This window comes from Burkholderia sp. BCC1972 (assembly GCF_905339605.1).
Classification (GTDB): domain Bacteria; phylum Pseudomonadota; class Gammaproteobacteria; order Burkholderiales; family Burkholderiaceae; genus Burkholderia.
This window is the reverse complement of record NZ_CAJPGH010000014.1, coordinates 128,960-152,874: the sequence shown is the minus strand read 5'-3', so window position 1 is coordinate 152,874 and position 23,915 is coordinate 128,960. Positions and strand designations below refer to the sequence as shown.

Below are 23,915 nucleotides of genomic sequence, written 5' to 3'. Positions count from 1 at the left end.
TCATGGCGCCGGCGCACCGCTTACATCAGGTTTTCACGCAGGCGAATCCACAATGGTGTCTGCTGATAGGGAATGTTCGGACTCGTCCAATAGCCACGGCTCAGTGCACGATTCCACAATGACGCATAAGATCAAGTCAAAACAGTGATGTGACCATGGATTTGCTTCTGATAGCTGCGGGGTTCAGCCTGATCGGAATCGGTGTGCTGGTGGCGTTTGCTCGTCACGTCGATCCGTTGTCCGGCCGTTTCACCGGACGTCTGCGCAAGCGCTGACTCAACCATTTCCCGTTTTCGCCGCGACGGCACGCGATGCGCGCCGGCATCGCGTGTCGTCCGTCGTGCGCTCAGCGCGCCGGTAGGTAGCGTGACGGGTCGATCGACCGGCCGCCGTAGCGCAGCTCGAAATGCAGCGCGACGCGATCGCTGTCGCTGTTGCCCATCTCCGCGATCGACTGTCCCTGCGTAACCGACTGGCCTTCCTTCACCAGCAGCGCACGGTTATGTGCGTACGCGGTCAGGTAGTCGGCATTGTGCTTGAGGATGATCAGGTTGCCGTAGCCGCGCAGCCCGTTCCCGGCATAGACCACGACACCCGGTGCGGCCGCGACCACCGGCGTGCCCGGTGAGTTCGCGATGTCGATCCCCTTCGATTTCGAGCCGTCGAACGTGCGAACCACGTTGCCGGCCGCCGGCCAGATCAGCCCGATGCTCGTGGCCGGCTTGACGGCCGATTCGACCGGCGCGGAAGGTGCCGGACGCGCGCGCCCGGCGCTGCCGGTGCCGGTGGTCGACGGCGTCGATGCGGTGGTCGTGCCGGGCGGCGGCGCGACGCGCAGCACCTGGCCGACTTCGATCGCGTCGGGGTTCGTCATCTGGTTCCAGCGCACGACGTTCTGCACCGACGTGCGGTTGTCGCGCGCGATCTTGTAGAGCGTGTCGCCACGCTCGACGCGATAGAACCCGGGGCCGACGGGCGCGGAGCCGCACGCGGCGAGCAGGGCGGCGCAGGCGGCTGCGAAGAGTCGCTTCGTTGTTGTTCCGAACATTGAACCTCGCAAAACCCTGCCGCGGGTGGAGCGGCAGGCAACACAAAACGTCCGATTTTAACGGGTTCGACCCGCGCACCGCAGTTCAGTCCGTCGTTGGGGCTGTCGCGCGCCGGCTTGGCGGCTCGCGTATCAGCCGGCGAGCGGGTGCACGCGAATGCGCAGCGTGGCCGTTTCGGTTGCGCCCGGTGCGAGCATGCGCAGCCCGAGGCCGTTGTGGATGGCGTCCGGCAGGCCGAGCCACGGCTCGACGCAATAGAAGTCGGAATCCGGCTTTTCGGTCCAGGTCGTGACCGCGTACCACGGGATCGAGCCCGGCACGTCGAGCGCGATCTCGATCGTGCGGCCGCGGCCCGGCATCACGATGCGCACCGGCGAAGACGGTTCGCCGTCGAGGCAGTGGAAGCGGTCGACGATGGCCGGATCGTCGAGGCGGTAACGCGCTTCGCCGGGTTCGAGCGGGCTGATCGAGCCGTCCGCGCGCTGCTGGCAGCTGCGGGTCGGCGGCAGTTCGAGCGTGGTTTCGGCGCGTTCGCCATGCGGCAGCGCGAAATAGAAGTGGTGGCCGGCGTAGTAGGGCAGCGGCGTGTCGCCGCGATTGGTCGTCGTCAGCGCGACGTCGAGCGTGTGCGCGTCGGCCAGCCGGTAGGTCGTCTCGAACCGGAAGTCGAACGGGTAGCTCGCGCGCAGCGCGTCGCTTGCGTCGAGCGTCATCGACAGCGCGGCGCCGTCGGCCGACGGGTGCGCGTCGAACGGCAGGTCGCGCGCGAAGCCGTGCATCGGCAGGTCGCGGACCACGCCGGCGGCGTCGCGCCAGCGGCCGAGTTCGCCGTCGACGCGGTGGCGGCCGAGGAACGGGAACAGCAGCGGATTGCCGCCGCGCACGCGGGCGAGGTTGCTCCAGTCGGCCGTTTCCGGCCAGAAGATGACCGGTTCGCCGTCGACGTGCCAGGACAGCAGGCGGCCGCCGAATTGCGGAGCGACCCGGACGAGCGACGGGCCGGCGTGAAGTTCGTGGATATCGTGTTGCTGGAAGATCGGCATGGCGAATCGGATTGGACGGGTGGACGGAGCAACGTGCGTTCCATTATCGGGCCGCGACCGCTCGGGGAAAACCCTTCTCGGGAAATTGCGAGTTTTTAAGACTGTCAACGGTCTGGATAATGCATCTAAACCGGTGATGTTGCCGGGTCATGACACTTCGTGGAGGGGGCCATGGATCTGGCAATGGCAATGGGAATCGCACTGTTCGGCATGTTCACCGGCAGCACGGTATTATTTTTCTATCAGCTCGGCCGCTGACGGCAATTCCTGCCGAAGTCGACAGGCCCGCCATGCAAATGGCGGGCTTTTTGCTTTCTGTGCGCTTACAAATTGCAAGCGTTTGTGTGCATTGCCGCAATAAGCTGCCAAATGCCTTGGCGCAGTAATCCTGGCTCGGCATAATCAGGGCGCGTTTTTTCGGACGCGCATCGCGTCGTCCGTCTTTCTTCCCGCTCAATCTCGACTAAAAGGACCGACGCGTGAGTCTCTGGTTTCTGGTATTCCTGAGCGTCCTGCAGGGCGTCACCGAACTCTTCCCCGTCAGCAGCCTGGGCCATACGCTGCTCGTGCCGGCGCTGTTCGGCATGCATATCGACAAGCACGCGCCGCAATTGCTGCCGTTTCTCGTTGCGCTGCACCTCGGCACCGCGCTCGCGCTGCTGTGGTACTTCCGCGCGCGCTGGATCGCGCTGATCAGCGGCTTCTTCGCGCAGCTCGGCGGCCGCAAGAACGACGACGGCCACCTGATGTGGGCGCTGATCATCGGGACGATCCCGACCGGCATCGTCGGGCTGCTGCTCGAGAAGCGTATCGAGCGCGTGTTCCACGACCTGCGGATCGTCGCGATCGCGCTGATCGTGAACGGCGTGCTGCTGTGGCTCGGCGATCGCATCCAGCGCAGCCGCGCGCACCAGGCACCCGAGAAGATGACGTTCAAGCAGGCGTTCTTCGTGGGTCTCGCGCAGATCGGCGCACTGATTCCGGGTTTCTCGCGCAGCGGGCTGACGATGATTGCCGGCAATGCGGCCGGGCTGACGGCGGAGAAAGCGGCGGAATTCTCGTTCCTGCTCGGCACGCCGATCATCTTCGCGGCCGGTGTGCTCGAACTGCCGAAGCTGTTTCATGCGCGCGACCAGCTCGCCGACGCGCTGCTCGGCGGCGTGCTGACGGCGATCGCCGCATACCTGAGCGTGCGGTTCCTGATGCGCTATTTCGAAGGGCGCGGGCGGCTCGCGTCGTTCGGCGTGTATTGCGTGATCGCCGGCGTGTTCTGTCTTGGCTGGTTCATGCTGCATCCGCAGCCGGTTTGAGGTTGCGATGGCTCGCTTCGCGTGATGTGACGCGATGATCGGGTATAATTTCGGGCTCGGTTCCATACCGGGCCCGTTTTGTTTCGGAGCGTTGAGTTGGGCGGTGCGGATGCTGCTGCGCGTGACTCGATAGCCCGATACCGAATGCGGTCCGCGAAAGGCCGTGTCTTTTCTCCCCGACCGCCCTTAGCTCAGTTGGATAGAGCAACGGCCTTCTAAGCCGTAGGTCACACGTTCGAATCGTGTAGGGCGGGCCAGTTTTATTGCTTGACGACCTTCACGGGCCTGCCCGCCCGGGCAACGCAACCCCATCACTCCACCGTCACCGATTTCGCCAGATTCCTCGGCTTGTCGATATCCGCGCCGCGCAGGCACGCCGCGTGATACGCGAGCAATTGCAACGGCACGACGTGCAGAATCGGCGACAACAGCCCGTAGTAATCCGGCATCCGCAATACCGACACGCCTTCGCCGTTGTCGATCCGCGTATCCGCATCGGCGAACACGTAAAGCTGCCCGCCACGCGCCCGCACTTCCTGCATGTTGGACTTGAGCTTCTCCAGCAGCGCGTCGTTCGGTGCGATCGTCGCGACCGGCATCGTGTGCGTCACGAGCGCGAGCGGCCCGTGTTTCAGCTCACCGGCCGGATACGCTTCCGCGTGGATATACGAAATCTCCTTCAGCTTCAGCGCACCTTCGAGCGCGATCGGGTAGTGCAGCCCGCGCCCCAGAAACAGCGCGTTTTCGTGCTGCGAGAATTCCGCCGCCCAGCGCTCGATCTGCGGTTCCAGCCCGAGCACGTCCTCGAGCGCGCCAGGCAATCGCCGCAGCTGCATCGTGTAGCGCGCGAGTTGCGCGTCGTCGACGTAGCCGCGCAGCCGCCCGAGCGTTACCGCGAGAATGAACAGCGCGACGAGCTGCGTCGTGAACGCCTTGGTCGACGCGACGCCGATTTCCGGGCCTGCCCGCGTCAGGAAGCGCAGGCCGGTCTGGCGCATCATCGCGCTGGTCGGCACGTTGCAGATCGCCAGCGTGTCGATATGGCCGAGCGCCTGCGCGTACTTGAGCGCGGCGAGCGTGTCGGCGGTCTCGCCGGATTGCGACACGCTGACCACCAGCGTGTTCGGCATCGCGAGCGCATCGCTGTAACGGTATTCGCTCGCGATCTCGACCTGCGCGGGGATGCGCGCGATCGTTTCGAGCCAGCGGCGCGCGGTCAGGCCGGAATAATGGCTCGTGCCGCACGCGAGAATCAGCACGTTGTCGATCTGGTCGAATGCCCGCGCGGCATCCGGGCCGAATACGGCCGGATCGAACAGCCCCGCGTCGGGGATGGTCGCGGCCACGGCCTGCGGCTGCTCGAAAATTTCCTTCTGCATGAAGTGCCGGTACGGCCCGAGCTCGACCACACCCTGCGCGGATGAAACGGTCTGGATCGCGCGTTCGATCGGTGCACCGGTGCGATCGAGCACCCGCACGCTGCCGGGCGTCAACTCGACGATGTCGCCTTCCTCGAGAAAGATGAAGCGGTCGGTAATGCCGGCCAGCGCGAGCGCGTCGGACGCGAGAAAGCATTCGCCGTCCTTCACGCCAACGACGAGCGGCGAGCCGGCCCGCGCACCGATCAGCCGCTGCGGCTCGTGTTTGCTGAACACCGCGATCGCGTAAGCACCGTGAAGCTGCGACGTCGCATCGCGCACGGCGGCGAGGAGGTCGCCGCGATACTTGCTGTGGATCAGGTGAGCGACGACTTCGGTGTCGGTCTGGCCGTCGAATTCGTAGTGCTCGTCGGACAGTTGCTTGCGCAACGTTTCGTGGTTCTCGATGATGCCGTTGTGCACGAGCGCGATCTCGTCGCGAGAGAAGATCGGGTGTGCGTTGCAGGTTGCCGGCGCGCCATGGGTCGCCCAGCGCGTGTGAGCGATGCCGGTGCTGCCGGTCAGGCCGGCGCTGCGCACGTGGGCGTCGAGATCGGCGACGCGCGACATGCTGCGCTCCCGGCGCGCCTGGCCGTCGACGACTGTCGCGACGCCGCATGAATCGTAGCCGCGATATTCAAGGCGGCGCAAACCTTCAATCAGAATCGGGACGATGTCCCGTTGCGCGACCGCGCCGACGATGCCACACATGACACGTCTCCTTCCCTGTCGATTTTGCCGGAGCGCATGCACGCCGTGTCAGCGCGCCGCAGTCTCCGTTGCCTCGGCCGTCGTGAAGCCGCACTGAGCGGGCGCGACGGGGTCGGCCATCCTGCTTTCGAATGCGAGATAAAGCGATTCCTCCAGTACGTTCCAGTGCGCACCATGCCGGTACGGGCCCGATCGCGCATGCCAGCAGGCGACCGTGTTCCAGTCGTTCATCTTGAATGCGACCAGCGCAATCAAGCCCCATGGATAATCGCTACCGGCCAGTTGCAGCCAGGTCTTGCCGTATTTCTGCATCCACTGCGCGTAGATCGCCTCGTTCGATTGATCGGGAACCTGAATCCCCGACAGGAGCGGGAAGATCTGCGCGACTTTCGCCGGATAGAAGGTCGTGTCGCTGATGCGCTGCGTGCTCGCGCGAAAGCCGGATTGCGTGCCGCGCCAGAACACCTTCAGGATCGCGGACGAGAGCCGGTCGGCGCGCTGGCGCCACGGGCTCGCGTGTGTGTTGTCGGCATGCCGGACGTAGTACGCGGCGAGCGCCTGGAACGCGCTGTGGACCTCGACGTTGTCCATGAGCAGCGCGACGTGCAGCGTGGACGATATCTGATAGACGCCGGTGGGCTTGCTGAGCAGCGTGTCCAGATGCGCACCCGCGCGGTTCAGGCTGAGTTCCCACGCGGCGGGCATGCCGTCGGGCGGCGCGAAGCGGGAGAGCAGTTCGATCCAGGTGGCCATCATCGCGTCGTCGGCGTCGGCTTCCGCGCATGCGCTGTACTGGCCGCTCTTCAAGCAGTAGCGATCGAAGCCGCCGTCGGGGCGCTGACGCGGCAACAACCATGCGATCCACGCGAGTGCGGCCTGGTGGGTGTCGAGCCCGGCGTCGGCGGCGGCGAGCAGCGCCTTCGCCGCGAAATACGGATCGATGCCGGCGCCATTCAGGCGCACGGTGATCGCGCCGTCGGGGCGCTGGTAGAGTCCGTTGAGCTGGAGCTCGGCGGCGCCTGCGTGCAGCGCGAAGCCGAATGCCGACACACAGCAGGCAACGCGCCACAGGCGGCATAGCCGGGCGGTGGCCGCCACGCGTGCGCGTGCGGCCGGGAACAGCGCGGGCCGGTTCATGATCGGGGGCTCCTGCGCGGTGGTCCTGCGCAAATGCCGCCGGGCGCGACGTTGGCCGCGTCGCGCGCCGGCGGGTGGGTCGAGTTGCGGCTCAGTGCACCTTGGCGCTGGTGAACTTGATGCTGGTGCCGCTGTTCGCGGTCACGAGCCAGTACATCGAGTCGGTGATGACGACGCTGCCGAGGCCTTGCGTGATGACCGGCAGTGCGTAGGCCTTCTTCGGCAGCAACCAGGTCATGTTCGCAAGGCTCGTCGGGTGGCTGGCGGCGAATGACCAGCTGCTGCCCGTGTCGGTGGCCGACCATGTGACGTTCAGGCGTGCACGATCGAAGATCGTGATGTCGCTCATCGTGTACCACTTGAACTGACCGAGCAGCTTCAGCGTATTCGCTTGCGAGAAGATCGCGTTCAACGTCGACGTGTAGGACGACGCGCCGAGCGGGTGTGCATAGATCAGCCGGCTGGTGCGGTTCGCGACGACGAAGTTCATCAGGGCTGCATACCAGTTGTTCACGTCGGACGTCGGCACCGCGTATTGCTGGAACTCCTCGAACGTCGCGTACTTGCCGAACGGCATCACCGGGTAAGCCCACAGGCCCGGGTTCAGCAGCGCGCCGTTGCGGTATGCGCGGGTCGGCGCCGAGCCGGTGTGACCGGTGAAGTAATAGCCGTTGAAGCCGTTGCTTTCGAGCCAGTTGACCGACCAGGTCGGCGTGTTGCCTTCCGGTGCCGCGTACTCGACGTCCGGTTGGCCCGTCGCTGCCTGGACGGCCTGATGGTTCATCACCAGGTACTGCGTGAACGTGCTCGCGTTCGTTTCGCTGGCATTGGCTCCCCAGTAGTCGTGAATCCAGCCGCCGTGGCTGCCGACGTGCTGACCCTTGCTCACGAGATACTTGACGAGATTCTGCGCGGTCGGGTTGTTGGCGAGGTTGATGCCGTTGCCGTCGCCGAACGTCGCTTCATCGGGGCCGGCCGTGATTACCAGCGAGAACGGCCCGTTGTTCCACACGCCGAGGTTCTTCAACTGGAGCGCCGGCTGGATCTGGTCGCCCGCGCAGAAGTGCCAGTTGAACACCAGCCCGGCCATCGCCTTCGGCAGCGGCGACAGCGACGGCAGGTTCAGCATCTGCGTGCCGAAATAGTGCAGGTAGCCGTGGATCAGCATGCCGTCGGTCTGGCCGTCGAGGTAGGCGAGCGGCAGGTTGACGAACAGGACGCCGCCGTTGCCATATGTGTTGTAGCCGGACACCAGCCCGAACGTCGGCGAGGTCAGGATCGTCGTGCCGGTGTAGGTCCCCTGCGTGACGAAACTCGGATAGGTCAGGAATCCGTACACATAGCCGGAGATGCCTTCGAGCGTGTCGGTGGTCGTCGCCATCGTGGAGGCGAGCGCGGTTGCCGCCTTGCCGGTCGTGGTGCTGACGAGCGAGTTGGCGCTATACGTGCCGGACTTCACCTGCTTGCCGTTCGCGACGCCGGTCAGCTTCGGCGCCGTCTGGTTCAGCAGGCCGCTGCCTGCAGGCGGCGTGTCGTACTGGAACCATGCGCCGTGGTTGTAGTTGGCGAGGCCGCCGGGGTTCGACGGACTGCCGGACAGATAGAGCGCGTTACCGGTGGTCTGCTTCGACGCGTTGCTCGTCTTCGCGTTGCCGGTGGTCGCCGCGGCCATGACGCTGGCGGTCGTCGCGGCCGAAGCCGTCGTGGTCCACGCCATCGACTTGCCGGGAGGCACCTGGAGCGTGCGCAGCCAGCTGCTCATGCCGGTTACGTTTCCGAGACCGATCATGTTGCCGCCGTATTGGTCATACAACACATAGTCCACACCCACCATGCTGCTGAAGCGGGATTTCGGGCTCACGTAGAAGCCGGCTGAATTCAGCACGCCGAAATCGTAGACGAGCATCACCTTGCCGCCGTTCAGCGCATAGTTCTGGATCGCCGTGACGAGCGTGTCGTCGGCCGTCGTATGCACCTGATCGGGCAGGATCAGGCCGGGAAACTGCGACAGCGACGCGCCGGCCGCCATGAACTGGCTGTCGGTCATCACCGTGATCTGCAGTCCTTCCTCTTGTGCGGTGTCGAGCCATGCGGACACACGCGGATCGGGCAACGTCAGCGTGTTCGGCACCAGCAGGATGAGCTGGTTGGTGGCCGCCCGAACGCCGCCCGGACTGAATGCGAACGCGAGCGCGAGCAACGCGAACAGGATCCGCAAGAACTTGCCTGACTTTGCCAACATGGTGTACTCCTCGCTCAAGGAATGGGGGGCGTGCGGCAGCCGTGATGCGCGTGCCGCCAGGTCGACCAATCCTGCCCCGCAGGTGTGTGCGGCTGTCCGGTGCGTCGGAGATCGAGCGGCACCTGTCGACGGCAGCCGGACCAACGGGATACGTCGGTACGTCGCGCTGTCGTCGTTGACGAAGGGACTCGATGCGACGCATTGAGTGAAGCGAACAACGTGCCATTTACCCCGAAGGCCCGGTCCTGTTGGCTTCATGTAATGCGAGTCGCGCGGCACGGCAGAAAACGTAATGGATTCGTTTCATCGCTGATACGGCGCGTTTGTGTGCGAAATCAGCAGACGGAATCGGTGCCGTGCGTCAGCGTGCCGGGCCAGCTCGCGCAGTAGGTGTAGAGCGTGACCAGCAGGCCGATCAGCAGCGGTCCGCCGAGCAGGAAATAGCAGAACGGCAAAAACAGCAGCGTGCCGTGATGGACGATCATCGCGTGCAGCAGCATCACGAACGGCAGCGCGAAAATGAAGTAGCCGAGCACCAGTACCGACGCGAACGCCTTCTGCGGCAGCGAGAAATCGAGCGGGTAGTACAGCGCCGCCATCACCAGCGGGATCATCGCGATCGCCGCACCGAGCAGCACGAACATGTCGCGCAGATGCAGCAACGGGACATACGGAAACGTGCCGGGCGCGAGCCAGAAATACACGCAAATCAGCAGCTGGGTGAAGCTCGCGATACGTAACAGATATGCAACAGGCAGCCAGTTCCGGTGCCGTATGAAGGATGCGGCGAAGCCGATCGCGCAGAGCGCCGCGGTGAGGGCCAGCAGCATGTCGCCCGGCATGCGCGCGGCAACGTCGATCGACAGCAGCGGTACGCGCGGCGCATCGGGCGGATAGCCGATCACGATCACGTGCAGCGCCGGATCGATCTGGTATGCGCCCCAGACCATCACCGCGCGCCAGTAACGCCAGGCGATCGGCAAGCCGACCCACAGCGATGCATACAGCGCAGGCGTCAGCAGTGCGATCGACGACAGCCAGCGCTGCGGATGGGCGTGAATCCGCAGCGAACGGTCGGCGTGAGGACGGACAGGGTGCGTCTGCATGGCGCCCGCCCGGCTACCAGCGATAGAACACGCTCAGCTCGCCGCCGATCCGTGAGTAGTACGGATTGTGATAGTAGTCGAACTCGAGCTGCGTTCCCCACTTGCGCGTGAACCAGTAGCGCCATTTCGCGTCGATCTCGTGGCTGCGAAAATCGGCGATCTGCGAGCCGGAGCCGGTGACCTGGTAGGCCTCGCGGCCGAACCCGCCGCGCAGCACGATCACGCTCTTGCCGACTTCGCCGTAGGTGACGGCACCGTAGTAGGCGGGCGCCTTCACCGATCCGGGCGAATCGACCGTGTAGTTCATGCCGGCCTCGAAGATCCATTTCGGCAGCGCGTACCAGATCACGCCGGCGTGATAGAGCTGGTCGCGATGGCCGCTGCGGTTCCATGCGTGGCCGGCGCCCAGCGACACGACCAGCGAACGATCCGGCAACAGCTTGCGATTGATCGACAGGTCGACGCGTGCGCTCGGCAGGATCGTCCCCGACGTGGTGCCGGCAAAGCCGATGCCGCCGAACCAGTCGGGGCCGATATCCTGCACGTAGGTCAGCGAGCCGAGCTGCGTGTTCTCGCCGAAGCGGTGCAGTTGCGCGAGTTCGCCGAGCACGGTGCGCCCGCCATCCTGATAGACGCCGCGCAGATGCACGCCGTACCAGTCGCCATAGCCGTGTGTCAGATGCGCGCTCGAATAGCCGAGCGACAGTTCGGTGTGCTTTTCTTGCGGTGCCTGGACATGTGTGACGATTGCATCGGGCAGCGGTGGCCGGTTCGTATCGTCAGGCGTGAACTCGGCGAGCGACACGCCGTCCGGCAGGCCGTCGGCACTGACGCGCACGAACGTGGATTCGTCGCGCGGCCGTGGCGTGATGACGGCCGGGACGTCGGGCGGCTGCACGGGCGGTGCGGCGGCGCTGTCGTCCGGCAGTGCCGCCAGCACCGGTGGCGTACCGAAGGCGACGCCGCACAGCACCGCGAGGGTGGCAACCGGCACGCGCGGGCCGCGATGGCAGGGGCGATCGGACATGGGGGGCGCTCCTTAACGGGATGCGTGGAACCAGCCGCTGCGCCACGCGACGAGGTCGCCATGCACGCACGCGTGACCGACGACCGAGACATCGCGCGCACACGCGCTGACAGGATGGCCGGCGACGCCGATGCGCGCACCGGTCAGCCGCAGCAGGCCGCCGGCCGACACGACGCCGTCGATGCAGCTCGCATGGGCGAGCAGTACGTCGTCGCGCGCGAACACGGCGCCGTGCAGCAATGCGTGACGTTCGAGCTCGACGCGATGCGCCTTGACGCTGCCGCGCAGCACGGAGCCTTCGCCGAGCACGAGCGTACCGCCGACGATGAGGTTGCCTTGCACGACCGTGTTCGCGGGCAGGCGCACGTCGCAATGCACCAGGTAGCGGCCGTGCAGGAAGCGATGCGGCAGCGATGCGAAGTGGCGGGTGAGCGAGATCGCGCGGCGCGGTGCGGCAGGCATGCCGGCGGCGCGTGTCCCCGGCGCAGCGCCGAAGACGATCGGTTCGCCGTACAGGCACGCGAATCCGCCGGCGCCGTGCAGGTGCACCGTGCCGCCGACCACGACGCCGCGCAGCACCGCGCCGTCGACGTCGATTTGCGGCGCGTGCGCCAGTGCGCCGATCGTCGCTCCCGCGTGAATGTCGATGCGTTCGCCGGCGAACGCATACGCCGCGCGGGCGCCGCCGTCGAGCGTGATCGCGCGATCGGCATGGAGCACGTCGTCGCGATGCTCGTCGTGTGCGACGTGAATCATGTCGGCATGCTGTACGGCCAGCCCGAGTGTTTGCCAGGGCGGTGCGGCGGACGGATCGGTCGGCGGTTCGCCGGCCGCGTCCGCCCGCAACGCGTCGTGCCATCGCGTGGCGAGCAATGCCTGATCGACGAACGGACCGTCGCCGATCGGCAGCGCCGCGACGTCGCTGCGCCGGATCAGTTCATGCAGCATCGGCAGGAACGGCAGGCTGAGCACACCGGCCACCGGCACCATCAAATTGAAGGTCGTCATCGATCATCGCTCCGGTTTCAGTTGCCGGCGAAAACGCTCGGTCTTGTCCCATTTCAGTTCGCGGCGGAATGCGGCGTCGAGCGTGAGCCCCCATAGCGCGGAGACGACGGCCGCGATCGTCACGCAAAAGCCGACGACGTTGACCGGCACGAGCCGCAGCCGCGTCGCGCGGCCGTCGAGCCGGGCCGCGACGACGATCTCGAAGAACACGCCGAAGTTGCCGAAGGTGCTGAACGAAAACAGCGCGAACAGCGACACGATCAGGCCGAGCGCGGTCGAGTTGACGCCGTTGAACAGGTAGAGCGCGAGCGCCGCGCTCCATGCGACGGCGAGGAGCGCGGGCATCACGAACACGCCGAGCAGCAGCGCGCCGTCGAGACGGCAGCGCCGCGAGATCAGCGGATTGCGCAGCACCGGGAGCAGATAGCGCAGCAGCGTCTGGTTGTGGCCTTTCGCCCAGCGCGTCAATTGCCGGGCCCGCACGGCCCAGCGTTCCGGCACTTCCTCATAGCATTCGGCGTGATTCAGGTAGACCGTGCGCCAGTCGCTCAGCAGCAGGCGATAGGTCATGTCGGTGTCCTCGGCGAGCGTGTCGTCGCGCCAGCCGCCCACCGCGTCGAGCGCGCTCTTGCGGATACCACCGACCGTGCCGCCGTATTGCGGCACCAGGTTGAGGTTGTTGCGGGCTTGCTGGTTGACCTGGTAGCCGCCTGCGCGCTCGAGGTCGAGCAGCCGCGCGAGCAGGTTGCTGTCGGCGTTCTGCGGCACGACGCGGCCCATCACCGCGCCGACTTCCGGATCGAAGAACGGTGCGACGAGTTCCTTCAGCAGCCCCGGGCGCGGCAGGTAGTCGGCGTCGAACACCACCATGATGTCGCCGCGGATGAAGCGCAGCGCATCCTTCAGCGCGGCCGCCTTGCCCGGCTTGCCGGTCTCGCGGTGAAACGGCTGGATGAGGTCAGGCGCGAGTGCATGAACCTGGTCGATCAGCGTGCGGGTGTTGTCGGTCGAGCGGTCGTTGACCGGAATGATCGTCAGCCTGTCGCGCGGGTAGGTCGTCGCCAGCAGTGCCATCAGGCAATCGACGACGACGGCTTCTTCGTTGTGGGCGGCGACGAACACCGTGAGCCGCGGCCATTCGCCGTGGGTGATCGTCCGGTAGGGCGCGCATTGCGGCTTGAACAGGCGATCGAGGCTGAACACGTAATGCCGTCCGGCGTAGACGCACGTCAACAGCATGAACAGCCACAGGTACCCGACGCAGGGCATCAGCAGCAGGTCGCGGTCGAACGTGGAACGCGGCGCGCCGGCGGGCGGCGGCTCGATCGACATGTCCGCATCGTTCGACACCGGTACGGCGATCGCGAACGGCGCGCTGTCGAGGGCCGGGCGCTCGACGGCGACTGCGGCGTTTGCGGCAGGCAGGGTGATCCGCGCCGGTTCGGCGATCGCCTGCGATGCGGTGTCGCGCACGGTCAGCGAGAAGGCAAGCAGGATCAGCAGCAGAATGCCTTGCTCACAGAGCGACGCCATCCGCGCTTTCTTCATGTCCTGGTCCCCGGTGTCCGCGACGACGACCGATGAGAGCTGAAGGCGCCCGTGGATCGCGCGGATGTCGATGGGACGCGGCCGCATGTTCGTCGCGCGAGGGCGGATGTCGTTCGCCCCGGCGGACGCGTCGCGTCGCCTCCCGGCTTCGTTGCTTTGGCGTCCCCGTCTGTCTGCTGCTGCCGTGCAAGTGCATCGGGACGCACCTGTCCGACATTAAGCAAGGCGTGAGCCATGGGTCGCGATGCCCCGTGCAGCAAGGGGCCGGGCGCGAGGTGCGCGCATAGTCGCGGTCGCGGCGACGTGTTTTGATTCACTGACGTATCAGCATAGGCACATGCCGGTCGGCCCCAGGTCGTCTGCAGCCCATCCCGAGTACGTCGCACGGCAGGCGGTTTGCTTGACGAGTCGCATCCTCCTTGCTCGAGGAGGCTTCGCGAGAGGCACCGTCGTGCATTGTTCGACGCGCGCGCGTTGCCCCGGAGATCGAAACGGCGATCGCCGTCGTCCGTACAGAATGGACCGGACTCTGATGTATCTGCCTGCGCCGGGTCCGCGTTACACATTCGCAACGTTTCCCGCGCGTCCATTCGTGCGACGCAAGCGACACTGCATGTCCGGTAAATCGTGCGCACGCGACCTTGGTCGGCGGCCGCGTGCACGCCGGGCGCTGCACAGACAAAAGTGCCGAATCGAGACGACGTAAAGCTTTTCGAAAGATGCAGACGGTTCGATGCGCAATGGGTGTCCGACATGCATTCGCGATTCATCGGACGACGTCGTCAGACGGATCGCGCGGTCGGGCAGCTGTTTATCGCTGTCGTGCCTATCCGTAGACGGGACGTCCCGTAGCAGTTGTGAAACATTCCATCACGCACCGCGCGTGTGCGGTGCGCGTCGCGCGAACCGGACTCGGCCGCAGTGCGGCTGGTTTGAATATTGCTGGTGTGGAAGCGGCGTGACGGACAGCCGTGACGCCCGACACAGCGAGGAACGACTCATGACGTGACTGATCAGTGCAACGGGACGCCGGTAGTACGACGATTCGCGCGGCCGGGACCGCACGGACAAGACGGCGCGCTCGCCCCTCGGCACCGCCGCGTGCCGACCGCGTGCGAGTACGGGAAGCGCCGCCTGGATACATGCTTCGCGCCACGTGCGGGGTCTTCCGCGCGAAGTGGCTAAACGAGGATAACGATGAAGAAGATTTTGCTTGTGTTCGGGACTCGGCCGGAGGCCATCAAGATGGCACCGCTGGTGCGCGCGCTGAAGGCGCAGGCAGATGTCGACGCCCGGGTGTGCGTGACCGCGCAGCATCGTGAAATGCTCGACCAGGTGCTGACGCTGTTCGACATCAAGCCCGACTACGATCTCAATCTGATGCGGCAAGGCCAGACGCTGACCGACGTGACGACCGGTATTCTTCAATCGATCGGCATGGTCTTCGACGACCTGCGTCCGGACGTCGTGCTGGTGCACGGCGATACGACGACCACGCTCGCGGTCAGCCTCGCGGCGTTCTACCGCTATCTGCCGGTCGGGCACGTGGAGGCCGGGCTGCGCAGCGGCGACATCTGGTCGCCGTGGCCGGAGGAACTGAATCGCCGCGTGACCGACGCGGTGTCGTCGTGGCATTTTGCGCCGACCGGGCAGGCGCGTGACAACCTGCTCAGCGAGGGCGTGCCGGGTAGCGGCGTCTCGCTGACCGGCAATACCGTGATCGATGCGTTGCACGAGGTCAAGCGCATGCTGGACCGCACGTCCACGCTGTCGGACAAGATCGCCGCGTATTTTCCGTTTCTCGAGCCGTCGCGGCGCGTCGTGCTGATCACCGGCCATCGCCGCGAGAGTTTCGGCGAACCGTTCAAGCAATTCTGCGAAGCGCTCTGTACGCTCGCGGGCCGCTATCGCGACGCGCAGTTCGTCTATCCGCTGCACCTGAACCCGAACGTGCGTGAACCGGCGCGTGCGCGGCTCGGCGGTGTGCCGAACATCTACCTGATCGAGCCGCAGGAATACCTGTCGTTCGTATTCCTGATGTCCCGCGCGCACTTCATCATCACCGATTCGGGCGGCATCCAGGAAGAAGGGCCGGCGCTCGGCAAGCCGGTGCTCGTCACGCGCGAGACGACCGAGCGGCCCGAAGCGATCCAGGCGGGCACCGCACGGCTCGTCGGCACCGATCAGGAACGGATCATCTGGGAGGCATCGCGCTTGTTCGACAGCGAGAGTGCCTACGAGGAAATGTCGCGCGCGAGCAATCCGTATGGCGACGGTCACGCGAGCGAGCGGATCGTTCACGCGCTGATGCGCACGCCGGGCGTGACGACGAAGACGACGAGTTTTTCGCTGGGAGCCGCTGAGATGCCGTTCAACGCGCTCACGCTGGGGCTGCAGGCGTTGCGCTCGCCATGAGCGGGAGCACGCGATAGCGTCTTCCGTATCGTTCGCCGCAGTCGCACAAGGATCCGGTCCGGCCGCCAGGCCCGCCGGATCCTTGCATTTGTGCGACCCGGAGCGAATCTTCTCGCCGGGTTCAAAACGCGCCAGTTCCCGGGCAAGCCGGTGATGCTCGTCGGATAGCGGAAGCGATCGACGCGCGCGAAGCGCTGCATCGGGCGCGCCGGCGCAAAACCGTCGCACTTCGGTTAAAGTCGGAACTCGGCCCAATCCCCATACGAATCCGCCCGCCCGGGCAATATCGACGCCGTTCGGGCGGAACGTCGCGCGCGGGTGACGACGATCGGGCGCGCCGTTTCTGGCAGCCAGGACAGGTTCGCGTTGCCGGCGTGACGGTTTGCGTGGGGCAGAATCGGGACCCGCAGGCGCCCGCCTTCGAGCGGAGTCGTACGCGCGGCAGCCCTCGGCGGTCCGCAGCATCCGTAATCACATCGACCGCCGGTTCTACCGGCGAAGCAGTCCACCAGGCGGTGCCGGGCCGGCACCGTTCGAATCCCCACACGGCACCCGTGGTGCGACGCGGGCGCCTCGACCAGGAGGTGAACGATGATCACGCTGACCATCAACGGTAGCGAGCAGCACTTCGACGGCAATCCCGACATGCCGTTGCTCTGGTATCTGCGCGACATCCTCGGCCATACCGGCACCAAGTTCGGCTGCGGCATGGCGCTGTGCGGCGCATGTACCGTGCACCTCGACGGCGTCGCGATCCGGTCGTGCATCACGCCCGTTGCGGCGGCTTCCGGCAAACGCGTGACGACGATCGAGGGACTGTCGACCGACCTGACCCATCCGCTGCAGCAGGCGTGGCAGGAACTGAACGTCGCGCAATGCGGCTACTGCCAGTCCGGGCAGATCATGCAGGCCGCGTCGCTGCTGAAGACGAATCCCCGTCCGACCGACGCCGACATCGACGATGCGATGTCCGGCAACATCTGCCGCTGCGGCACCTACACGCGCATTCGCGCGGCGATCCGGCTGGCCGTGCGCCGCGGAGGTGCCGCATGAGTGCGCCCGAACTCTCCGTCCACAACGAAAGCCGTCGCGCGCTGCTGCTGGGCTTCGCGTCCGGCGGGCTGCTGCTCGCATTCGGCGTGCCGTCGCTCGTGCATGCAGCCACGCCGGTGCAGCCGCCCGTCAGCGCGAATCCGCAGTACGGCGGTGCCGGGATGCCGCACGGGTTGCGAGACGATCCTCGCCTGTTCGTTGCGATCGCACCGGACGGCACCGTGACCGTGACCTGCATCCGCTCCGAGATGGGGCAGGGCGTGCGCACGAGCGTCGCGCTCGTGGTCGCCGACGAACTGGGCGCGGACTGGGCACGCGTGAAGGTCGCGCAGGCCGTCGGCGACGAGCCGCGCTACGGCAACCAGAACACCGACGGCTCGCGCAGCCTGCGCCAGAGTTTCGCCGCATTGCGCCGCGCGGGCGCGGCTGCGCGCACGATGCTCGAGCAGGCTGCCGCCGCCGCGTGGGGCGTCGACGTGGGTCAGGTCAAGGCGACCGTGCACGAGATCGTCGACACGAAGAGCGGGCGCAAGCTCGGCTTCGGCGAGCTCGCGGCGAAAGCGGCCGCGTTGCCGGTGCCCGATACGAAGACACTCGCATTGAAGGCACCGGCGGAGTTCCGCTATATCGGCAAGGGCAAGACCGCGCTGATCGACGGGCGCGACATCGTCGGCGGCCGTGCGCACTACGGGATCGACACGCGGCTCGACGGCATGCTGTATGCGGTCGTTGCGCGACCGCCGGCCTACGGCGACACGGTCGCGTCATACGATGCATCGGCGGCCGAGAAGCTGCCGGGCGTCGTCAAGGTCGTGCAGCTCGCGTCGGCGCCGTTGCCGTCCGGCTTCCAGCCGCTGGGCGGCGTGGCCGTTGTCGCGCGCGACACGTGGACGGCCATCCAGGCGCGCGCGCAGCTGAAGATCGACTGGCAGCACGGGCCCAACGCGGGCTACGACTCGGCCGAGTACCGCAAGACGCTCGAAGCGGCCGCCGCGCAACCGGGCGACGTGATCCGCAACGACGGCGATGCAGCTGCGGCGCTCGCGGGCGCCGCGAAACGCGTGCGCGCGACGTACTACATTCCGCATCTCGCGCACGCGACGATGGAGCCGCCCGCGGCCGTCGCGCGCGTCGCCGACGGCCGCTGCGAAGTATGGACCTGCACGCAGGCGCCGCAGACCACGCGCGACGAGATCGCGAAGGCGCTCGCGTTGCCGACCGAGCGCGTGACGGTCAACGTGACGTTGCTCGGCGGCGGATTCGGCCGCAAGTCGAAGCCCGATTACGTGGTGGAAGCCGCGCTGCTGTCGAGGGCGGTCGGCGCGCCCGTGAAGCTGACGTTCACGCGCGAGGACGACATCGCGCACGACTATTTCCATGCGGTGTCGCTCGAAGCGTTCGACGGCGGGATCGATGCATCGGGGAAGGTCGTCGCGTGGCGGCATCGCACGGTCGCGCCGTCGATCCAGTCGACCTTCAGGCCGGGCATCGTGCACGAGCAGCCGGGCGAACTCGCGCAAGGGATCGCGGACCTGCCGTTCTCGATCCCGAACGTGCGGATCGAGAATCCGGCTGCCGAAGGGCACACGCGGATCGGCTGGTTCCGCTCGGTCTACAACATCCCGCATGCGTTCGGCATCCAGAGCTTCGTGTCGGAGCTCGCGCACGCGGCCGGCCGCGACCCGAAGGATTTCCTGCTCGAACTGATCGGGCCCGCGCGGCGTTTCGAGCCGCACATCACGGTGAAGAACGTGAATTACGGCGAGGATCCCGCGCTGTATCCGGTCGATACGGGACGGCTGCGGCGCGTGGTCGAGACGGTCGCGCGCGAAGCCGGCTGGGGGCGCAAGCTGCCAAAAGGGCGGGGGCTCGGGATCGCCGCGCATCGCAGCTTCGTGTCGTACACGGCGGCCGTATGCGAGGTGCAGGTCGGCGAGGATGGCAAGATCGCGGTGCCGCGCGTCGACATTGCGATCGACTGCGGGCCGCAGGTCAATCCGGAGCGTGTACGCTCGCAGCTCGAGGGCGCGGTGGTGATGGGGCTCGGTATCGCGCTGCACGGCGAGATCACGTTCAAGGACGGTCATCCGGAACAGAGCAATTTCAACGGTTTCCAGGTGCTGAGAATGAACGAGGCCCCGCGCGAAATCCGCGTGCATCTCGTCGCGCCCGACGACTTCACGGTGCCGCTCGGCGGCGTCGGCGAGCCGGGCCTGCCGCCCGTCGCGCCGGCGCTGACCAATGCGATCTTCGCGGCGACCGGCACGCGCATCCGCAGCCTGCCGGTCGCCGATCAGCTGGCGAAGCTGCACGCAAGTTGACGCACAATGCCCCCGCGCCGGTCCGCATCGTGCGGCCCGGTCCGCATCAACCCCTGAACAAGGAGTGTGACGTGGCCTCATCCGATCTCAGTGTGCAGCAGGCGGTTTCTCCCGCCGAGTGGGAGGCGCGAGTCAACCTCGCGGCGGCCTATCGTCTTACGGCGCTGTTCGGCTGGGACGATCTCGTGTTCACCCATATCTCGGCGCGCGTGCCGGGCCCGGAACACCATTTCCTGATCAACCCGTACGGGATGATGTTCGACGAGATCACGGCGTCGTCGCTGGTCAAGATCGATCTCGACGGACGCAAGGTGTCCGAATCGCCGTACGAGATCAACCCGGCGGGCTTCACGATTCACAGCGCGGTGCATGCGGCCCGCGACGACGCGCTGTGCGTGATGCACACGCATTCGATCAACGGCGTTGCTGTGTCGGCGCAGGAAGCGGGCTTGCTGCCGCTGTCGCAGCAGTCGCTCGGCGTGCTGGCGTCGCTCGGGTATCACGACTACGAAGGCATCGCGCTCAACGAGGGCGAGAAGGCGCGCCTCGTGCACGACCTCGGCAGCAACACGAACCTGATGCTGCGCAATCACGGGCTGTTGACGGTCGGCGCGACGCCGGCCGACGCGTTCGTCGCGATGTACTTCTTCGAGGCGGCCTGCATGATTCAGGTCCGCGCGCAGGCCGGCGGCTCGGCGCTGCTGCCGATCGCGCAACCGATTCTCGACGGCATCAAGCAGCAGATCGCCGCGGTCACGCGCGGGATGGGCGCCGGCGCGCTCGTCTGGCCCGGCTTGCTGCGCCGGCTCGATCGACGCAATCCCGGGTACGCGGACTAGCTCGGCCGTCGTTGTCGTTTGCGAACGACCGTGCTAAATTCCTGCCAGCACTTGCAGTCACGGAACCCTTCATTCGGCTGACAAAGCCGGCACCCCGGGAGGCAGCACGATGAGCCTGTTGATGTCGCGACGCGATCTCGCGTTCCTGCTGTATGACTGGCTCGACGCGGAAGCGCTCGTCGCGCTGCCGCGCTACGCGGAGCACAGTCGCGAGACCTTCGACGCGGTGCTCGATACCAGCGAGCGGATTGCCGGCGATCTGTTCGCGCCGCATGCGGCGCGCGGCGATCGCGAGGAACCGCATTTCGACGGCGAGCGCGTGACGCTGATCCCCGAAGTCGAACCGGCCGTGCGCGCGTTCGCGGACGCCGGGCTGATCGCTGCAGGCCATGACGAGGCGCTCGGCGGCATGCGGTTGCCGAAGCTGGTCGAAGCCGCGTCGTTCCTGTTCTTCCAGGCCGCGAACATCGCGACGGCCGCCTATCCGTTCCTGACCGTCGCCAACGCGAACCTGCTCGTCGCGCACGGCAGCCCCGCGCAGATCGACGCGTTCGCGCGCCCGGAGCTGGAAGGGCGCTTCCTCGGCACGATGTGCCTGTCCGAACCGCAAGCCGGCTCGTCGCTGTCCGACATCGCGACGCGCGCGGATTTCGAGGGCGACTCGCCGCTCGGCCCGCGCTACCGGCTGACCGGCAACAAGATGTGGATTTCCGGCGGCGAGCACGAGCTGGCGGAGAACATCGTCCACCTCGTGCTCGCGAAGATTCCCGACGAACACGGCCGGCTGCAACCCGGCACGCGCGGCATCTCGCTGTTCATCGTGCCGAAGTTCCTGACGGGCGCCGACGGCAGCGTGCAGGGTGAACACAACGACGTCGTGCTCGCCGGGCTGAACCACAAGATGGGCTATCGCGGCACGACCAACTGCCTGCTGAATTTCGGCGAAGGCACGCGCTATCGTCCGGAAGGGCGCGCGGGCGCGATCGGCTATCTGGTCGGCAAGCCGAATCATGGTCTCGCGTACATGTTCCACATGATGAACGAGGCGCGCATCGGCGTCGGCGCGGGCGCGGTGGCGCTCGGCTACACCGGCTATCTGCACGCGCTCGACTATGCGCGCAACCGGCCGCAGGGGCGTCCGCTCGGGCCTGCCGGCAAGGATGCGGCCGCGCCGCAGGCGCCGATCGTCGAACATCCGGACGTGCGGCGCATGCTGCTCGCGCAGAAGGCCTATGTCGAAGGCGGTCTCGCGTTGATCCTGTACTGCGCGAAGCTGGTCGACGAAGCACGCGCGCATGACGACGAGGCAGTACGCGTGCATGCCGTGCGCCTGCTCGATATCCTCACGCCGATCGCGAAGAGCTGGCCGTCGCAGTGGTGTCTCGTCGCCAACGACCTCGCGATCCAGGTGCACGGCGGCTACGGCTACACGCGCGACTACGCGGTCGAGCGGCTCTACCGCGACAATCGCCTGAATCCGATTCACGAAGGCACGCACGGGATCCAGGCGCTCGACCTGCTGGGCCGCAAGGTCGCGCAGGACGACGGCGCACTGCTGCGTGCGCTCGACGCACGGGTCGGCACGACGGTCGAACGTGCGCGGGCGCTGGATGCCGGTACGCGCGAGCAGGCCGATGCATTGGCACGGCGCTGGGCGCGGCTGCGCGACGTCACGCAGCAGTTGGGCGCGATCGGCGACCAGCAGAAGCGGCTGGCGAACGCGAGCGTCTATCTCGAAGCGTTCGGCCATCTCGTCGTCGCATGGCTGTGGCTCGACGTGACGCTCGCCGCGCACGGGCATGACGGCGATTTCCACGACGGCAAGCGTGCGGCAGCCCGGTACTTCTTCCGCTGGGAATTGCCGAAGGTGGATGCGCAGCTCGACCTGCTGTCGAGCGTCGACACGACGACGCTCGACATGCACGACGCGTGGTTCTGAACGTTGCGTCACCGACATTCCGGAATGCAGACGATATCGCGGGTGCCGGCGCCGCCGGCCGTCGCGTACTCGTCGTGAACCGGCCGGGCGGGGGCATCCCGCCGACCGCACCGATGCGCGGCCGCGCCGCGCAAGGAGAGAGAAGCGCATGAAAGCCCTGTTGTGTACCGCATTCGGCCCGATCGACAGTTTGCGCATCGAGGACGTCGCGATTCCCGAACCGGCCGCCGGCCAGGTGCGGATCCATGTGAAGGCCGCGTCGCTCAATTTCCCCGACGCGCTGATCGTCCAGGGGTTGTATCAGGTGAAGCCGGCGCTGCCGTTCTCGCCGGGCGCCGAATTCGCCGGCGTGATCGACGCGGTCGGCGACGGCGTGACCGCGTGGCGGCCGGGCGATTCCGTGGTCGCGTTCACCGGGCACGGCGGGTTCGCGCAACAGTGCGTGGCCGACGTGCACCAGGTCGCCGCGCTGCCGCCGGGGATGTCGTTCGAGCAGGGCGCGGCGCTCGTGCTCGCCTACGGCACGTCGCTGCACGCGTTGCAGCAGCGTGCACGGCTGCAGGCGGGCGAGACGCTGCTCGTGCTGGGCGCGGCGGGCGGGGTCGGGATCGCCGCGATCGAGATCGCGAAGGCGCTCGGCGCGCGCGTGATCGCGGCCGCGTCGAGCGCGGACAAGCTCGCACTGTGCCGCGAGGCGGGCGCCGACGAGACGATCGACTATGCGACCGACGACCTGCGCCGCCGCGTGGACGAGCTGACCGGCGGGCGCGGTGCCGATGTCGTCTACGATCCCGTGGGCGGCGCATACAGCGAGGCGGCGCTGCGCGCAACGGCGTGGCGCGGCCGGTTTCTCGTAGTCGGTTTCGCGGCCGGCGAGATTCCGAAGATCGCGCTGAACCTCGCGCTGCTCAAGGAGCGCGACATTCTCGGCGTGTTCTGGGGCGACGCGGTGCGCCGCGACCCGGCGCAGCATGCCGCGAACATGCGGCTGCTCGCCGAATGGTTCGCGGCCGGCAAGGTGCGGCCGGCGATCACCGAGCGCGTGTCGCTGGCCGGCGCGGCCGACGCGATCGCGCGGATGGCGAACCGGCAGGTGAAGGGCAAGGTGGTCATTTTTCCGGACGCGTGATCCGGTTTGCCGCGCGGCGCTTCAACCCGCGCCGCGCTGCCGCCGCGCGACGAGATGAACGCCGCGCGCGCCTCGTCAGCGCGTCAATCCTTCGGCAGGCGCAGCGTGTCGAGCGCGTCCTGCGAAAACTCCACCCAGAACCGCTCGTTCGCGATGCCGGCCTGCAGCACCAGGTGCTGCAGGCGTTTCGCGCGCGAGTCGGCACCTTCCGCAAAATCGCGCGCCTCGATCTTCAGATACAGGTCGAGCTTTTCCTGGTGAAGCGCGATGCGCCGCCTGATTTCGTCCTCGAGGCCGGACGGGCCGAGCACCGCCTCGGCACGCAGGCGCACCATCAACGCTTCGCGCAGCGGCGTCGGATCTTCCTGTTCGGCGATCCAGCGGCGCAGTTCCTTCTTGCCGGCCGGCAGGATCCGGTACGCGCGCTTGCGGCCACGCCCCGATTCGGCGGGCAGCGATTCGATCCAGCCCGTTTCCTCGAGGCGCCCCAGCTCGCGATAGATCTGCTGATGCGTCGCTTGCCAGAAATAGCCGATCGAGCGATCGAAGCGATCGGCGAGTTCGGACCCCGAACCGGGGCGTTCGGCAAGCGCGGTGAGGAGTGCGTGAGGCAGGGACAT

At 66.8% G+C, this 23,915-nt stretch carries 17 protein-coding genes and 1 tRNA gene; 8 read left to right on the top strand and 10 right to left on the bottom strand.

Annotated features, from left to right (window positions below; genetic code table 11):
* Positions 1-346: 346 nt before the first annotated feature.
* Both U5798_RS20855 and U5798_RS20850 read right to left on the bottom strand, forming a co-directional pair.
* Positions 347-1,048, bottom strand: a complete 702-nt coding sequence (locus tag U5798_RS20855; RefSeq protein ID WP_124453906.1) for a peptidoglycan DD-metalloendopeptidase family protein — start codon at positions 1,046-1,048, stop codon at positions 347-349.
* Between the two features lie 132 nt (positions 1,049-1,180).
* Complete coding sequence (locus tag U5798_RS20850; protein WP_322083051.1) at positions 1,181-2,092, bottom strand: aldose epimerase; 912 nt, start codon at positions 2,090-2,092, stop codon at positions 1,181-1,183.
* 479 nt (positions 2,093-2,571) lie between these two features.
* Between U5798_RS20850 and U5798_RS20845 the strand changes: the two genes are divergently transcribed.
* Both U5798_RS20845 and U5798_RS20840 read left to right on the top strand, forming a co-directional pair.
* Positions 2,572-3,402 (top strand): undecaprenyl-diphosphate phosphatase, encoded by an 831-nt coding sequence (locus U5798_RS20845; protein ID WP_059649338.1) that lies wholly within the window; start codon positions 2,572-2,574, stop codon positions 3,400-3,402.
* A 180-nt stretch (positions 3,403-3,582) separates the two neighbouring features.
* A tRNA-Arg gene (locus U5798_RS20840) sits at positions 3,583-3,659 on the top strand.
* A 54-nt stretch (positions 3,660-3,713) separates the two neighbouring features.
* Here U5798_RS20840 and glmS read toward each other — a convergent pair.
* The 7 genes from glmS to U5798_RS20805 all read right to left on the bottom strand — a co-directional run bounded on the left by glmS (position 3,714) and on the right by U5798_RS20805 (position 13,599).
* Positions 3,714-5,531: a glutamine--fructose-6-phosphate transaminase (isomerizing) gene (gene glmS, locus U5798_RS20835; RefSeq protein WP_322083050.1), complete on the bottom strand. Its 1,818-nt coding sequence runs from the start codon at positions 5,529-5,531 to the stop codon at positions 3,714-3,716.
* Positions 5,532-5,579: 48 nt separating this feature from the next.
* Positions 5,580-6,668, bottom strand: a complete 1,089-nt coding sequence (locus tag U5798_RS20830) for a hypothetical protein (protein ID WP_124453890.1) — start codon at positions 6,666-6,668, stop codon at positions 5,580-5,582.
* Positions 6,669-6,759: 91 nt separating this feature from the next.
* Entirely contained in the window at positions 6,760-8,910 is a 2,151-nt protein-coding gene (locus tag U5798_RS20825; protein ID WP_322083049.1) for a hypothetical protein, read from the bottom strand.
* 335 nt (positions 8,911-9,245) lie between these two features.
* Positions 9,246-10,016 (bottom strand): hypothetical protein, encoded by a 771-nt coding sequence (locus U5798_RS20820; protein WP_322083048.1) that lies wholly within the window; start codon positions 10,014-10,016, stop codon positions 9,246-9,248.
* Positions 10,017-10,029: 13 nt separating this feature from the next.
* A complete protein-coding gene (locus U5798_RS20815) occupies positions 10,030-11,043 on the bottom strand; it encodes a YaiO family outer membrane beta-barrel protein (protein ID WP_322083047.1) in 1,014 nt (337 codons plus the stop codon).
* 12 nt (positions 11,044-11,055) lie between these two features.
* On the bottom strand, positions 11,056-12,051 hold the full coding sequence (locus U5798_RS20810) for a polymer-forming cytoskeletal protein (RefSeq protein ID WP_322083046.1): 996 nt from the start codon (positions 12,049-12,051) through the stop codon (positions 11,056-11,058).
* A 3-nt stretch (positions 12,052-12,054) separates the two neighbouring features.
* A complete protein-coding gene (locus tag U5798_RS20805) occupies positions 12,055-13,599 on the bottom strand; it encodes a glycosyltransferase (protein WP_322083081.1) in 1,545 nt (514 codons plus the stop codon).
* A gap of 1,197 nt (positions 13,600-14,796) precedes the next feature.
* Between U5798_RS20805 and wecB the strand changes: the two genes are divergently transcribed.
* The 6 genes from wecB (at position 14,797) to U5798_RS20775 (ending at position 23,295) form a co-directional block, all read left to right on the top strand.
* Positions 14,797-16,014 (top strand): non-hydrolyzing UDP-N-acetylglucosamine 2-epimerase, encoded by a 1,218-nt coding sequence (gene wecB / locus U5798_RS20800; RefSeq protein ID WP_322083045.1) that lies wholly within the window; start codon positions 14,797-14,799, stop codon positions 16,012-16,014.
* Between the two features lie 591 nt (positions 16,015-16,605).
* Positions 16,606-17,067, top strand: coding sequence for a (2Fe-2S)-binding protein (locus tag U5798_RS20795; RefSeq protein ID WP_322083044.1), 462 nt, complete (start codon positions 16,606-16,608; stop codon positions 17,065-17,067).
* Positions 17,064-19,388, top strand: coding sequence for a xanthine dehydrogenase family protein molybdopterin-binding subunit (locus U5798_RS20790; RefSeq protein ID WP_322083043.1), 2,325 nt, complete (start codon positions 17,064-17,066; stop codon positions 19,386-19,388). Before U5798_RS20795 ends, U5798_RS20790 begins: the two co-directional genes overlap by 4 nt.
* A gap of 71 nt (positions 19,389-19,459) precedes the next feature.
* Positions 19,460-20,227 carry a class II aldolase/adducin family protein gene (locus tag U5798_RS20785; RefSeq protein WP_322083042.1) on the top strand — a complete coding sequence of 256 codons (768 nt, stop codon included), beginning with the start codon at positions 19,460-19,462 and terminating at the stop codon, positions 20,225-20,227.
* A 109-nt stretch (positions 20,228-20,336) separates the two neighbouring features.
* Positions 20,337-22,166, top strand: coding sequence for an acyl-CoA dehydrogenase (locus U5798_RS20780; protein WP_322083041.1), 1,830 nt, complete (start codon positions 20,337-20,339; stop codon positions 22,164-22,166).
* 148 nt (positions 22,167-22,314) lie between these two features.
* Positions 22,315-23,295 carry an NADPH:quinone oxidoreductase family protein gene (locus tag U5798_RS20775; protein WP_322083040.1) on the top strand — a complete coding sequence of 327 codons (981 nt, stop codon included), beginning with the start codon at positions 22,315-22,317 and terminating at the stop codon, positions 23,293-23,295.
* 83 nt (positions 23,296-23,378) lie between these two features.
* Here U5798_RS20775 and U5798_RS20770 read toward each other — a convergent pair whose 3' ends face one another.
* A complete protein-coding gene (locus tag U5798_RS20770; RefSeq protein WP_124453868.1) occupies positions 23,379-23,915 on the bottom strand; it encodes a PadR family transcriptional regulator in 537 nt (178 codons plus the stop codon).